The organism is Glutamicibacter sp. NPDC087661 (assembly GCF_044743275.1).
In the GTDB taxonomy this organism is placed as follows: domain Bacteria; phylum Actinomycetota; class Actinomycetes; order Actinomycetales; family Micrococcaceae; genus Glutamicibacter.
The window spans coordinates 1,104,323-1,118,265 of sequence record NZ_JBIUWE010000001.1 but is presented as its reverse complement, the minus strand read 5'-3'; the positions used below and the strand labels follow the sequence as shown (position 1 = coordinate 1,118,265).

The window sequence follows — 13,943 nt, the reverse complement described above, 5'->3', positions numbered from 1 at the left end:
AGCAGCAGTGAGCTCCCCGCCCTACGCTGGAGTGAATAGGACCCTTCTCAGCGGCGTCATCGGTTCCTCCCTGATCCTTTTCGGATCCTTCGGTACCGGGTGGCTGGCCAGCGTATCCCCGCTGAACCGCGACCCGTTCTTCATCATGCTGCGCACCGAACCCGCCGGCGTGATCACCTGCGTGATCCTGCTGGCCCTGGGTTGCTGGGTCCTCTTCCGTTCCTGGTGGCGCCTGGGCCAGAAGCTCAAGGGCTGGGGCGAGGGTTCGCTGAAGGTGGTCCGCCGTGCGGTCTGGCTGTGGAGCATCCCGATGTTCGTCACGTTGCCGATCATGAGCCGGGACGTGTTCGCCTACATCGGCCAAGGCCGGCTGGTGGATGCCGGGCAGGATCCTTATGTTGACGGAATATCCTCGCTGAATAACTGGTTCCAGCTCGGTGCCGACACCATGTGGGCGCAGGACGGCACCCCTTACGGCCCGCTCTACCTGAGCATCGAATTCCTCGTGGTCAAGCTGACTGGCCCTTCGACCGACGCGGCGGTCCTGGCCTTCCGCGCCATTGCATTCATCGGCGTGCTGCTCTGCCTGCGCTACGTGCCCAAGCTTGCCGAACTGCACGGTGTCTCCGGGGCCAAAGCCGCCTGGATGACCGTGGCGAACCCGCTGTTCCTGGTGAACTTCGTGGCCAGTGCGCACAACGATGCCCTGATGACCGGCCTGTCGGTCTGGGCTGTCTACCTGGCATGCAAGCGCTACGGCTTCTGGGCCATCGTGGTGCTGGCGGCCTCGGTGGGGGTCAAACCGATTACCCTGGTACTGCTGCCGTTTATCGGCCTGCTCTGGGCAGGGCCTAACGCTGCCTGGCCGCGCCGCATCCTCTACTGGTTCTACACCGGCATGATCTTCCTGGCCCTGATGACCGTGGTTGGGTGGCTCAATGGCTACTGGTTCGGTTGGCTGAAGGTCATGCTCTTCACCGGTACCGGATACTCCATCTTCTCCCCGGTAGGCATTGCGGTCATCGCGCTGAGCGGGCTGGTCTCCGCCATCGGGCTGTCCACCGAGTGGATCCTGCCCGCGGCCAAGCTCTTCGGCCGCCTGGTCGGCGTAGCCATCGCCTTTGTCTTGATCTTCCGAGGAAAGCACTCGCACCTGGTGCAGCGCATGGCCATCGCCTTCGCGGCGATTGTCGTGCTCTCCCCGGTGATCCAGCCGTGGTACCTCCTGTGGCTGCTGCCGTTCTTCGCCGCGACCGGCCTGCGCGATGACTGGCAGATGCTCTGGCTGCACCTGACCACCATCTTCTTCCTGGCCTACCAGGCCGCTGACCAGATCTTCGTTTGGCAGTTCCTGCAGGATTCCCTGGTTCCACGCGTCCAATTGATTTCCTGGGGCATCTCCATCGCCTGCGCCCTGTACCTTGTCTTCTTCGATCCGAAGACCAAGAACATCTGCGCTGATCTGCTCAGCTCGACCAACTGGCTGAAGAAGAGCAAGAAAGCCTAGTGGCAGTGGAGCAGCCGAAGCTGGCACCGCAGCGCGCAAGCCTGCGGTCACTATCATGGCAAGGGTTCACCGCCTCGGCCATGATTACCGTCGCCTCCTGGGGGATCGGCTGGTTCCCGCGCAACCAGCTGTCCCCGCTGGCACGCAGCGGCTTCTTCATAGAATTCCGAACCGAAGTGCCAGGTGTCATCAGCTGCATCGTGCTGATGGCCGTGGGAATTGTCTGGTTGACCCGAACCTGGATCCTGGCCCGGCCATGGGTCCAGGCTGCCGGTGAGATTACCGGGCGGGAACTGGCCCGCGTGCTGGCCATGTGGTCTGCTCCGCTGATGCTCAGCTTCCCGATCCTCAGCCGCGACGTCTACTCCTACCTGGCCCAGGGCCGCATGCTGCACGCCGGCAAATCCCCGTACGCCGAAGGCGTGTCCGCGCTTCCGGGCTGGTTCGATGGCGGATCCGACAGCCTGTGGGCGCAATCGCCCTCGCCCTATGGCCCGTTCTTCCTCGTGCTCGCCCGCATCATCTACTTCGCCTCCAACGGCATTCCCGAAATCGGCGTGGGCCTGCTGCGCGTCATTGCCGTGCTCGGTGTCTGGGGCTGCTATCACTTCACTGCGAAGCTGGCGCAGAAAATGGGGCAGAGCGCGAACTGGGCCAACTGGGCCATCGTGGGCAATCCGCTGTTCCTGCTGACCATGATCGGCGGCGTCCACAACGACGCGCTGATGATCGCCGGTGTCTTCAGCGCCTTCGCCTATGCCTACGACCGCCGTCCCATGGCCGCCACGATGGCGCTGGCCATAGCCGTGTCGGTCAAGCCGATCGTGCTGCTGGCGCTGCCTTTTATCGGCTTGGTCCTGCTGGGCAGGAGCCCGTCGATGCGCGAGAGGTGGAAAATCTGGGCCAAGGTCGCGGCCCTCTCCCTGACCTGGCTGCTTTTGATCGGTGCGGTCACCAACCTCTGGTTCGGCTGGCTGCTTGCCATGTTCACCGCGGGCGATGCGGCGTTCCCGTACGCTCCCGTGGGACTGATCGGCTGGTCCCTGAGCAATCTCGCTGGCATATTCGGCGCCGATATCTCCTTGGTGAATGCCATCGTGGTGGGCGTCTTCCAGGTCATCGCGCTGGCCATTGTGGCGCGCCTGGCGCTGGCCAAGGACACCTCCAGCCCGGTGCGCCTAGCGGCGTGGGCGCTCTCGGCGGTGGTGCTGCTGGCTCCGATTATCCAGCCGTGGTACATCCTGTGGCTGATGGCGCTGTTCGCCATTTCGCACAAGGTGTCCTGGGGATCGGAAAAGCTGATGATCTATGTATCCAGCCTGATCCTGGTGGCGGTTTTCGTCGACCAGCTCTCCATCGAGCAGTGGCACTCGGCCTGGCTGATGAAGACCCTGGCTGGCGTGCTCGTAGCGGGCTTGTTCATCGGCCTCTTCACTGCCGATGCCAGAACCAGGAAAGTGCTGCGCGGGCCGAAAGCATAGCCAAGGTCACATTCTGCAGCCCAGCTTTCTCCCGGAATATTCCGCTTAGATAGAAATATGCAAACAATGTTCTGGCCAGCGGCAATCGCCATTCTCGGCGGCGCCCTCTTCTTGGCGTCCGCCGGCGTTTTCCTGCTGGCCGTGCAATACCGCCGGCATGGACGGTTGTCCTGGCGCCGCACCATTACCACCGCAACCGCAGCGGTCTACGGATTCGGCCTCTTCAGCTACACCATGCTTCCGCTGCCGGCCACGCGCGACGAATTCTGCCGTCCCGGGGTGGCCATCCCGCAACTGGTGCCCGGCCGTTTCGTCGACGACTTCAGGGTGGCCATCGTGGAGCGCGGGCTGAGCGGCTTCGCCACCAGCTTCACGCTGTGGCAGGTGCTGTTCAACATCATCTTGTTCATGCCCCTGGGCATCTTGGCCGTGCGCTGGCTGCGCGGCAACATTTTCACCGGCGTCTTGCTGGGCTTCGCGGCCTCGTTGGCCATCGAGCTGACCCAGTACACCGCTATTTGGGGGTTGTACACCTGCGCCTACCGCGTGGCCGACGTCGATGACCTGATCACTAACACTGCCGGCGCGCTGCTGGGCGCGATGATCGCCTACCTTCCGATGTTCCGCTTCCTGTCCGGTCCGGTGGAAGCGAACGCGGCCAACGCGCCGGCGCGGCCGGTCACCCGCGCCCGCCGCGCACTGGCCAACATCTTCGATGCAGGCTTCACCTCGGCCGTGCTCTTCGTCATCGGCGCTGCACTGGAACTCCTGGAGCGCTTGGGTGCCCCGGAGTTCGGCCAACAGTGGATGAACTTCTGGCTTCCGCTGCTCGTGGTCTTCTGCGTCTTCTGGCTGCCGAGCCTGGCGCCGGGACGGGCTACCCTCGGCCAGCGCTGTGCCTGGCTGATGCTCACCGACGGGCAGGGGCAACCGGCTCCGGCCGGCCGGGCCTTGCTGCGCAGCCTGCTCGGATTTGGCGGGATTAACTTCCTCTTCCAGATTTCCACCAGCATGGTCGACTTCACGCCCTACCCGCTGCTGAACATGCTCGTTGTGATCTATATCGCGATCAGCGCCTTCTACTTCATCTTCGAGGCGAATCACCGGGGGCTGGCCGGAAAAATCAGCGGTACCGGTTTCATCGACCGTCGCGCCCTTTGAGCCAAGGCGCCCCAGCAACGCAAGGCGCACGCTAAAATGGAACGCGGTGGTCTGCGCCTGGGGTGCGGTCCAGCAAACTCGCGTTTGAAGACATACCGATAATTCCCAAAAGTTAGGTCTGCTCAGCAGCATGGAAGATAACAAACCAGAGGTCCCGGCCGAACCGCACCGCGCCGTCCTAGGCACGGCCGTAGGCGCGACGGTCCTCATTGCCATCGGCGCATTCGTGCTCTCGTTCGCTGCATTGACCGACCTGGCCGAACGCTCGGGCATCAGCCCGCGCCTGGCCTGGATCTGGCCAATCATCATCGACGGCATGATCGTGGCCGCCACCGTGGCCATCGTGGCCCTGAACGGCTTCCATCGCAAGGCCATGATCTACCCGTGGTCGCTGCTGTTCTTCGGTGCGATCGTTTCCACCGCGGCGAACTCCACCCACGCAATCCTGACCGTGGACTCGATCGAAAACGGAGTGCCGCCGCTGGTTTCCGCGCTGGTTGCCGCCATGCCGCCAATCGTCTTGCTGGCCATCACCCACCTGACCGTGCACATGTACCAGAAGAAGTCCGAAGCCGCGAAGCTGCGCGCTGAGCTGGAATACAACGAAGAGCAGGAAAACGCCGAGAAGTACGGCGTCGCTTATGATGATGGCTACAACGCTGCGCTGACCGACACCAAGACCGCCGAGGAAGAACGCCTATCGGTCCTGGAACAGGATCACCAGGACGCGCTGGCCCGAGCCCGCGCCGAAGGCATCGCGGCCGGCCGATCGGACTCGAAGGTCACCCCGATCAAGCAGAACGCGCAGCCAGCCAAGGAAACCAAGCCTGCAGCGCAGAAGAAGACCGAGGACAAGGCGCCATTGTTCGACGACATGGCTAAGCGCCTTTCCCGCCCATAAGGGCCGTCGCCGCACCCGGCTGGCGCCAGGGCATGAGCATGAGGACAGCATTTTCAGGAACGCTTTAGCATCCAGGAGGCATCAATGATGGATCCGGCGCAGGGCCAGGCGAACGACGAGTTCTCCGAACAGATTGCGGCCGCCGTTGAGCAGTACAAGTCTGTGACCGGCGAACTCAATACCGTCATGTCGGCCATGAAGGCGAAGATCCGCCGGTTGTTCGCGAATTCCGAGGTGCAACCGCTGTTCATTACCGGCCGGGTGAAATCGCCGCAGTCCTTCGCGGCCAAGGCCTCGCGCCGGCTGCAGGAAAGTTCCGAGACCGCCCCGGTGCTGGAATTCCCCAACCCGCTGCGCGAAATCCACGACATGGTGGGCATCCGCATCATCGTGATGCTGCCCCATGAAATCCAGCAGGTGGCCAGCCTGATCAAGTCGCACCGCGACTCCTTCGACTGCCGCAGCGACCGGGAGAAGGACATCGGCTCGGTGGAGTCCGGCACCTACGGCTACTCCTCGCGCCACCTGCTGCTCAAGACCCGCAGCGAGCCGATCGTGCGCAAATTCCAGGAGGCCTTGGGCAAGCCGGTGGTAGCCAGCGGCAACTTCGTCTTCGAAGTGCAGATCCGCACCGTGCTGCAGCATGCCTGGTCCGAAATGGAGCACGACATCCGCTTCAAGCATCCCGGCGAGGCCGCCTGGAATCCGCAGATCGACCGCCACTTCACCGCCACCGCGGCGATGCTGGAAACCGTGGAGGACTACTTCACGGACATCGACGAGCTGTACCACCGCCTGAACGGCTACCACGACCAGCAGGGCGCCGGATCCGAGCCGTTGACCGGCGAGAAGATCGGCGAAATATGGCAGACGCTGTTGCCGCACGTGGACCGCAAGCGCGATGACGATTGGTCCTGGGCCGCCGAGCTGCTCGGCTCCCACGGCATCGACCAGACCTGGCAGCTGGCGCAGCTGCTGGATGCGAATGTGGTCACCGATGTGCGTGCGGCGCTGGACCACCGGTACTCGCCGGGTCCGGACCGCTTGCTGGACGACGTGCTGCTCTGGCGCTTCGGCAAGGACCACATCGACAAGACCAGCGGCGGGGACCTGCGCCGCGAAGCCTCCTTGCGCCGCCGCCTGATCCAGATGATGGATTACCGATCGCAACCCAGCGACAAGGAATAATTTCGATTCGAAGCCCGGATTTCCACTGCGGTGGAAGTGCGGGCTTCGATTCTTTAGCCAGCTCAACCCCAAACTGTTAGTTTGTGCACGTTCCGCAGGCCACGGCGTGGTTGGCCGGTAGAATAGTCAAGTTGCCCAATTTGTGGGCCGCACAATTCTTGTACCCGCATGAAAGGGCCACACCATATGATTTCCGTAGCCAACCTTGAGCTACGCGTCGGCGCCCGCTTGCTGATGGACGAAGTGAACTTCCGCATCGACAAGGGCGACAAGATCGGACTGGTGGGACGCAACGGTGCCGGCAAGACGACGATGACCAAGGTCCTCGCCGGCGAGACCCAGCCAGCCTCGGGTGAGGTCACCTTCAAGGGCTCCATCGGCTACCTGCCGCAGGACCCCAAGACCCCTGACATGGAGCAGCTGGCGCGCAATCGCATCCTTGGCGCCCGCGGCCTGGACGTGGTGGTCACCAAGCTGGCCCAGAACCGCGAGGACATGGCCAGCGAGGACGCTGCCGTCTCCGCCAAGGCCATGCGCCAGTACGACCGGTTGGAAGCAGAATTCATCGCTGCCGGTGGCTACGCTGCCGAATCCGAAGCGGCCGCCATCTGCGCCAACCTGGATTTGCCGGACCGCATCCTGGACCAGCCGCTGCGCACCCTGTCCGGTGGACAGCGCCGCCGCGTCGAGCTGGCACGCATCCTCTACTCGGACGCCGAGACCCTGCTGCTCGATGAGCCGACCAACCACCTGGACGTCGACTCGATCATGTGGCTGCGCGACTTCATCAAGAACTACCCCGGCGGCGTGCTGATGATCAGCCACGATACCGGCCTGATGGAATCCACCGTGAACAAGGTGCTGAACCTCGACGCGAACCGCGGCGTGGTGGATGTCTACAACATGAACTGGAAGCGCTACAAGATCCAGCGCGAAACCGATGAGCGTGCCCGCAAGCGCGAGCGCGCCAACATCGAGAAGAAGGCTTCGGTCCTGCTGACCCAGGCGAACAAGATGAAGGCCCGCGCCTCCGGCGCCTCGGCGGCGCAGTCCATGCTCAAGCGCGTGGATCGCATGCTTTCCGGGCTGCAGGAGGAGCGTGCCTCCGACAAGGTTGCAGCCCTGCGCTTCCCGGATCCGGCTCCCTGCGGCAAGACCCCGCTCATGGCCGAAGGCCTGTCCAAGGCCTATGGCTCGCTGGAGATCTTCAACGATGTCTCGCTGGCCATCGACCGCGGCTCGAAGGTTGTCATCCTGGGCCTGAACGGTGCCGGCAAGACCACCTTGCTGCGCATGCTCGCCGGTGTCTCCGAACCCGATACCGGAAAGATCATTCCGGGCCACGGCCTGAAGATCGGCTACTTCGCCCAGGAGCATGACACCTTGGATCCGGAAGCCAGCGTGCTGGAGAACATGCGCCGCAACGCGCCTGACCACCTGAACGATGCCGACGTCCGCTCGATCCTCGGCTCGTTCCTGTTCGTCGGCGACGACGTGACCAAGCCGGCCGGCGTGCTCTCCGGCGGCGAGAAGACCCGTCTGGCCCTGGCCACCATCGTGGCTTCCAGCGCCAATGTGCTGCTGCTTGATGAGCCGACCAACAACCTCGACCCTGCCTCGCGCGCCGAGGTGCTGGGCGCGCTGTCCACCTTCCCGGGTGCCGTGGTCATGGTGTCCCACGATGAGGGCGCAGTGATGTCGTTGCAGCCTGAGCGCGTGGTCATCCTGCCTGATGGCGATGAGGACCTCTTCAACGAGGATTACCTGGAATTGGTTTCGCTGACTTAAATCCTGACAACGCGCAATAGCTCTCGTAGGCTTGGCAGATCACCATCTTCAAAGGGAGCTGCCAAGCCATGAGTGTTTTTGGACGCAAATTACCGCGGATCGCAGGCGCTGGGCTGCTGCTTGCCAGCGCGCTGGCCGGCTGCGCCGCACAGGTTTCCGATGAGATCAACGCCCAGTGGACGCTGCTGGACCCTGCCGGGGTGAATGCGTCGAGCACCAGCCTCGACCTCGGGGTCATGCGGCTTGCCTGTTCCTCCGGGTGACCGGCGACGTGACCGCCACCCAGGTGGAGCCGTCCAATGACCAGATCGCCATCGGGATCGTGGTTGAACCGCTGGAAGGCGAAGCGCATGCCTGCCAGGGCAACGAGACCGCGCCCTACACGCTGGAACTGCAGGAGCCGGTGGGGGACCGCACCCTCATCGATGCCTACTGCCTCGAAGGCGAGTGGCACAAGACTCCTGGGTGCAGCGACAGCGGGATCCGCTGGACGCCGCCGGCCAACGGCAGCTGAAAGAAAACTGCATTAAGCAGAGAACCGCGCGGCAACTGGAATATTCCAGCTGCCGCGCGGTTCCCTTGTTTCCCGCAGCTACTTCGGGAGGCCCCCTGGCGTGTGGTCGGCCTGGTCGAGCAGCGCATCCTCGATGGCTTCATCGGTCGGCGTGCCGTCACGGCGGAACTTCTTATCCGGCTTGGCGCGAATCTTGCGCACCTTGTGCAGCGGCTCGTCCAGGCCCAGCGCCTCGGCTTCGGCTTGCTCGGCGGCATCCTCGGCGTTCAGCTTCTTCTGCTGGCGAGCGGCATACCAGAAGCCGATGAAAGCCAGCACGCCAAAGATGTACCACTGGATCTCGTAGGAAAGATGCGGACCTTCATCCATATCCGGAGCGTCCAGCTGCAGTGGCGCAGTGGCCGGGGCCGGATCCTCTTCATACATCAGGCCGTAGGCGCCCTGGGCGATCTCGTAGTCCAGGAGCTTGGCGTAGTCTTCGAGCTGGATCGAAGCCAATTGGCCCTCCGGGGCGCCGCGGTCCAAGCGGATTTCCGATGGTTTCAAGCGCACATCCACAGTGACTTCTCCGGCAGGTGGCGCTGGAACAGCATCCGGGTGGCCGTTTTCCTGGTTGCCGATCGGCAGGTAGCCGCGGTTCACGACGACAGTTCCGCCCTCGGTGGTCCTGAACGGCACCAGCACCTCGTAGCCGGGGCTGCCGGCCTTGATGCGGTTGCGCACGATCATGGTATCCGCGGGCAGATATTGGCCTCTGAGCTGCGCGGTCATCCAGGTCTTGTCCTCGTCCAGGTCCTGGAAATTCTCCAGGGCCTGCGTGCCGGTGACCGGCTCTGCGAAGTAGTTGCGGTTGACCCGTTCGATGCCGTCGAGGACTTCGGCACGGCGGTCGGCTTGCCAATTGCCCAAGCCAATGCAGGCGGCGGCGAAGATCGCCACCAGAATGAGCCAGCCGACCCACCGGGTACTGGCCAGAAAACGATACATCTACTTGCTTTCTCCTTCATTGCCCGGCATCGGCAGCGTTTCCTTGTAGAGCAGGCGTTCCTTCAGATACGTTTCGAGCCAGTCGCGGTGCTCTTCGCAGGCCAGCCAGATTTTGCGCCGGTCCGGGGTGTGGATCTTCGGATTATTCCACAGCAGCTGGTGGCTGGCGGCGTTGCGGCAGCCCTTTCGCGAGCACTGGATTTCGGCGGCGGCAGGGGAGCCGCCGAGCGAACCTAGCAGATCCACTAGTCCTCCTTGGGAGCAGTTGTTGGCTGTTGCACCGGATCAGCTTCTTCGGCGAAGCTTCCGTCGATCACTTCTGGTTCCGGTGCCTGCTGCGCGGCCGGCGCGGTTTCGTCCGGTGCGGCGATAGCCTGGGCGCCGGGAGCCTTGTAGAACTCGGCGGGCGGTTCGCGTTTGGTCAGATCCGCACCGCCGTTGGCGATCACCACTGCGATATAGGGAAGGATAATTGCGCCCGCGAGCAAGACCCAGCGCAGCCAGCCATCGAAGAAGAAAGCGAGAACGAAGCAGATCAGGCGCACGGTCATGGAAATCGTGTATTTGCGCACACGTGAATCGCGCTCGGTGGTATGGGACTCGCGCGCTTCGGTAATGCGGTGAACTTCCGGTTGGCTGGAACCGTGATTCGTGGGCTGTGGGGACATGTAAAAGACTTCGCTTCGCAGTACGGGATCTGCTCCCATTGTCTCACCTGCGGCACGAAGAGTGTAATTTCTACGCGCTGTCGAAGCGGTAAAACTGGGTAGTAACTAATAGGATTGTTCACGGAGTAGCTACTTAACTAGGCAAAGTGCGCTTTTCGGCTGGCCCTTGGAGAGATTTACCATGCCAGGACAGCGAGCGCATGAACGGAGAAATACATTGACTACGGAACCAACCACTGGCCGCAGTGTCCTCGTGACCGGCGGCAACCGCGGGATCGGACTTGCTATTGCGCGCGCATTCGAAGCCAACGGCGACAAAGTGGCCATTACCTACCGCAGCGGCGAGGTTCCCGCCGGACTGCTCGGCGTCAAGGCCGATGTCACCGACGGCGAATCGATCGACGCGGCCTTCAAGGAAGTTGAAGCGGCCCACGGTCCGGTAGAAGTCCTCGTCGCCAATGCGGGGGTCACCAAGGACACCCTGCTGCTGCGCATGAGCGAAGACGACTTCACCTCGGTGATCGACACCAACCTCACCGGCGCCTTCCGCGTGATCAAGCGCGCGTCCAAGGGCATGATCCGGCTCAAGCGCGGCCGTGTCGTGCTGATTTCCTCGGTCGTCGGCCTTTACGGCTCGCCAGGGCAGATCAACTACGCGGCGTCCAAGGCCGGCCTGGTGGGCATCGCCCGCTCGCTGACCCGTGAACTGGGCTCACGCGGCATCACCGCCAACGTTGTGGCTCCGGGCTTCATCAACACCGAGATGACCGCTGTGCTGCCAGAGGACACCCAGAAGGAATACCTCTCCAGCATCCCGGCCAACCGCTTTGCTGAGCCTGAAGAGGTTGCCAACGTGGTCCGCTGGATCGCCAGCGACGAAGCAGGCTACATCTCCGGTGCCGTGATCCCGGTTGATGGCGGCCTGGGCATGGGCCACTAGAAGATTTAAGCAAGAAATCCAAAGGAGTACCACCATGAGTGAATTCAAAGGTGCCGTTGTAACCGGTTCCTCGCGCGGCATCGGTGCGGTGACCGCGCAGCTGCTGGCCGAGCAGGGCGTTGGCGTAGTGGTCAACTACCGCGCCAAGGCCCCGCGCGCCAACAAGATTGTTGCCGCTATTGAAGAAAAGGGCGGCAAGGCCGTTGCCGTGGGCGCCGACCTGACCACCGTTGAGGGTCCGCAGGCTCTGGTTGACGCGGCTGTTGAGAACTTCGGCTCGCTGGATGTCGTCGTGCTCAACGCTTCGGGCGGCATGGAAACCTCCATGGGCGAAAACTATGCGCTGCGCCTGAACCGCGACGCGCAGGTGGCCATGCTGGAAGCCGCGCTGCCCCAGCTGAGCGAGGGCGGCCGCGTGGTCTTCGTTACCAGCCACCAGGCGCACTTCATCAACGAAGTAACCACCATGGATGCCTACGACGCTGTGGCCAAGTCCAAGCGCGCCGGCGAAGATGCACTGCGCGAAATGATCCCGAAGCTGGCCGAGAAGAACATCACCTTCGTGGTGGTCTCCGGTGACATGATCGAAGGGACCATCACCGCAACCCTGCTCAACCGCATGGAGCCAGGTGCTATCGACGCCCGCCGCGAAGCTGCCGGCAAGCTGTACTCCGTCGAGGAGTTCGGCGCCGAGGTAGCCAAGATGGTCTTCGCCGACGTCGAGACCGGCCACACCGAGCTGGTTGGCGGCGCAGGCGACTTCCTGGAGCAGTCGGGCAAGTAAGCCCCCGCAGCAGCGCGCATCAGCTGGCGGCAGTTACCCCGTGCAGGGGTTCCGACCGCCAGCTTTTCCGTGCCTGGGGCAAAATGCGCAGGGTTAAGCGAAATCGCCGGGCACCTCCGAAAGGGAGGCGCCCGGCGATTTCGCTTGGATCAGTCCTTGGGCTTGTCGCCGCAGACGATCTTGTGCCATGGGCTGTAGGTCCAGCTCTTGGTTTCAGCTGGCAGCTTCTTGGATCCATCGAAGGCTTCCCGGTAGCGGGTGATATCGATGCTGAAGCCCTTCTTGCCACCAGATTCCGAGACGCACTTTTCGGCCGGGTTGTACTTGGTCTCGGGGTTGGTCTGGTTGTACTTGCCCGAGCTCTTCTGCGAGACATCCCAGTACTTGGTGGACCACAGGCGGGTATTGACCTTGTCGCCCGAAACCCAGGCCTGGATCATCACGCCGTAGGGGGTGTTGTTCTCCCAGATCATGTCGATCTGGCCTTCCCACAAGGTGGCTTCGCGTCCCGCGGGGTAGCGCTCGAACCAGCGCGAATGCGGCTTGTGGGTGATGTCGTCGTATCCGGCCAGGAAGCCGACGTTGTACATCTGGGTGGAGATCTGCGAGAGTCCGCCGCCTACGGCTTCGGTGCTGAAGCCGCTTTCCACGACCCCGGAGCTGTAATAGCCGTTGGCCACGGTGATCGGGCCCAAGGCCTGCAGCAGCGAGAAGCGTTCGCCGGGCTTGATGATATCGCCATTGACGCGCGCCGAACCGGCATGCAGGTTCTTGGTGCGTACGGTATCGGAAGCCGGGTAGGGAGTGGAGAAGGTGACGATCGGTTCCTTGATGCCGAGCTTCTTCGCATCTGCGGTGGTGAAGTCGGCTTCCTTCTCGGTCATCTCAACTTCGGCAGTGCGGTTCTTGGCAGCGGTGGCGGCCAGGACCTTGGCGCCCAGGCCCTTGGTCTCCAGCGAGATGCCCTTGGAGGACTTGATGATGGACGGCTTGCCGTCCTTCAAGACGATCTGCGCATCCTTGGCAGTGCTGGAAAGATCGGAATTCTTCGTCGCAGCCTTGTAGAGCTTCTCGTCATCCAATGCGATCGCTGGGGCGCCATCCTTGGGCGCGTACTTTGCCGCCGCGGCAATAGACGCGGCCGAGATGGACGCTTTCTTGTCATCCGATGCCAGGATGACCTCGTCCTTCAGCAGCGCCTTGACGTCCTTGTCGTAGAACGCCTGCAGGGCGTCGGCAGAGATTGCCGGCTTGCTGACCTCGGCAGGCAGGTCGATCGCCGCGCCGGCAATTTCCCATTCCTCGCTGATCAGTGTGGCGGCTTCTTCGGTCTTCAGCGCTACGCCGTCAACGGGCTTGGTCAGCTTCGAGGTGCCATCCTTGAAATCGATGGTTCCTTCGGCGACCTCGGCATTGGCCTTCTTGGCCAGCGCTTCAAGCTGCGCGCCCAGTTTTTCCTGATCTACGTCGACCGCTGGGGTGACGTGGAATTCGCCGGTGAGCCGCTCGTAGAGCTTGGCCGGGTTGATTTCGTAGGAAGTCAGTTCGTTGATGGTTTCATCAACGTTCAGTTCCAGGCCGGCCTTGGCCGGATCCAGGGTGTACTTTTCACCGTTGACGGTGACATCCATTGGCTTTTCAGCCAGGGGGAGTACCTCGCGTTCCAATTCGGCGCGAGCCTGGTCCTTGTTCATGGATCCGATGTTGACGCCCGCAATTGACGCGTTGGCTGGAACCTGGGAACTGACATAGGCGGCTCCGCCGAAATATGCTGCGGCTACGGCTGCAACACAAGAACCGGTAATGATCCAAGGCTTGGCCTTGCTCTTCGGCTTCTTCTTGTCTTGTGCGGAGTGCGTAGGCGTAGTTGAGGAACTGTCCGGGGAGGGGGTCTGCACTGGTCTGGTAGCTCTTTCGAAAGCGATAGGGGCTACGCGCGCGGCTAGGACTTATGCCGCCAGCCGTTAAACGCGTCAATAGAAATACTAACCGCTGGAACAACCGATCAAGTTACCGAAAGCCGC

Annotated in this window: 14 protein-coding genes; 10 read left to right on the top strand and 4 right to left on the bottom strand. The window is 62.6% G+C overall.

Going from position 1 to position 13,943, the window contains the following annotated elements:
- Nucleotides 1–7 precede the first annotated feature (7 nt).
- The 8 genes from mptB (ACIOTN_RS05315) (at nt 8) to ACIOTN_RS05280 (ending at nt 8,540) form a co-directional block, all read left to right on the top strand.
- A complete protein-coding gene (mptB, locus tag ACIOTN_RS05315; RefSeq protein ID WP_286134545.1) occupies nt 8–1,507 on the top strand; it encodes a polyprenol phosphomannose-dependent alpha 1,6 mannosyltransferase MptB in 1,500 nt (499 codons plus the stop codon).
- On the top strand, nt 1,507–2,988 hold the full coding sequence (mptB, locus tag ACIOTN_RS05310) for a polyprenol phosphomannose-dependent alpha 1,6 mannosyltransferase MptB (protein ID WP_105661236.1): 1,482 nt from the start codon (nt 1,507–1,509) through the stop codon (nt 2,986–2,988). Before mptB (ACIOTN_RS05315) ends, mptB (ACIOTN_RS05310) begins: the two co-directional genes overlap by 1 nt.
- A 57-nt stretch (nt 2,989–3,045) precedes the next feature.
- A complete protein-coding gene (locus ACIOTN_RS05305; protein ID WP_402734862.1) occupies nt 3,046–4,149 on the top strand; it encodes a VanZ family protein in 1,104 nt (367 codons plus the stop codon).
- Nucleotides 4,150–4,279: 130 nt separating this feature from the next.
- Nucleotides 4,280–5,050 carry a DUF2637 domain-containing protein gene (locus ACIOTN_RS05300; RefSeq protein ID WP_105657789.1) on the top strand — a complete coding sequence of 257 codons (771 nt, stop codon included), beginning with the start codon at nt 4,280–4,282 and terminating at the stop codon, nt 5,048–5,050.
- Nucleotides 5,051–5,134: 84 nt separating this feature from the next.
- Nucleotides 5,135–6,238: a GTP pyrophosphokinase family protein gene (locus ACIOTN_RS05295; RefSeq protein ID WP_105657790.1), complete on the top strand. Its 1,104-nt coding sequence runs from the start codon at nt 5,135–5,137 to the stop codon at nt 6,236–6,238.
- Between the two features lie 186 nt (nt 6,239–6,424).
- Nucleotides 6,425–8,026 (top strand): ABC-F family ATP-binding cassette domain-containing protein, encoded by a 1,602-nt coding sequence (locus ACIOTN_RS05290; protein ID WP_105657791.1) that lies wholly within the window; start codon nt 6,425–6,427, stop codon nt 8,024–8,026.
- Nucleotides 8,027–8,094: 68 nt separating this feature from the next.
- On the top strand, nt 8,095–8,289 hold the full coding sequence (locus ACIOTN_RS05285; RefSeq protein WP_402734861.1) for a hypothetical protein: 195 nt from the start codon (nt 8,095–8,097) through the stop codon (nt 8,287–8,289).
- 8 nt (nt 8,290–8,297) lie between these two features.
- Complete coding sequence (locus tag ACIOTN_RS05280; RefSeq protein WP_402734860.1) at nt 8,298–8,540, top strand: hypothetical protein; 243 nt, start codon at nt 8,298–8,300, stop codon at nt 8,538–8,540.
- A gap of 78 nt (nt 8,541–8,618) precedes the next feature.
- On the opposite strand, the gene ACIOTN_RS05275 is transcribed toward ACIOTN_RS05280, so the two are convergent.
- The 3 genes from ACIOTN_RS05275 to ACIOTN_RS05265 are packed head-to-tail and all read right to left on the bottom strand — an operon-like array spanning nt 8,619 to nt 10,195.
- On the bottom strand, nt 8,619–9,527 hold the full coding sequence (locus ACIOTN_RS05275) for an SURF1 family protein (protein WP_402734859.1): 909 nt from the start codon (nt 9,525–9,527) through the stop codon (nt 8,619–8,621).
- Nucleotides 9,528–9,773 (bottom strand): acetone carboxylase, encoded by a 246-nt coding sequence (locus ACIOTN_RS05270; protein WP_105657794.1) that lies wholly within the window; start codon nt 9,771–9,773, stop codon nt 9,528–9,530. It abuts the gene before it with no gap.
- Nucleotides 9,773–10,195, bottom strand: coding sequence for a DUF3099 domain-containing protein (locus ACIOTN_RS05265; RefSeq protein WP_332731728.1), 423 nt, complete (start codon nt 10,193–10,195; stop codon nt 9,773–9,775). The genes ACIOTN_RS05270 and ACIOTN_RS05265 overlap by 1 nt, the downstream gene beginning before the upstream one ends.
- 217 nt (nt 10,196–10,412) lie before the next feature.
- Between ACIOTN_RS05265 and ACIOTN_RS05260 the strand changes: the two genes are divergently transcribed.
- Together ACIOTN_RS05260 and ACIOTN_RS05255 are read left to right on the top strand one after the other, a co-directional pair.
- Nucleotides 10,413–11,135, top strand: coding sequence for a beta-ketoacyl-ACP reductase (locus ACIOTN_RS05260; RefSeq protein WP_105657795.1), 723 nt, complete (start codon nt 10,413–10,415; stop codon nt 11,133–11,135).
- 34 nt (nt 11,136–11,169) lie between these two features.
- Nucleotides 11,170–11,919 (top strand): SDR family oxidoreductase, encoded by a 750-nt coding sequence (locus ACIOTN_RS05255; RefSeq protein ID WP_105661240.1) that lies wholly within the window; start codon nt 11,170–11,172, stop codon nt 11,917–11,919.
- A 149-nt stretch (nt 11,920–12,068) separates the two neighbouring features.
- Here the strand turns inward: ACIOTN_RS05255 and ACIOTN_RS05250 are convergent, their stop codons facing one another.
- The gene (locus ACIOTN_RS05250; protein ID WP_105657797.1) at nt 12,069–13,817 is read right to left on the bottom strand and encodes a VanW family protein; all 1,749 of its coding nucleotides are present in this window, start codon (nt 13,815–13,817) and stop codon (nt 12,069–12,071) included.
- Nucleotides 13,818–13,943 lie beyond the last annotated feature (126 nt).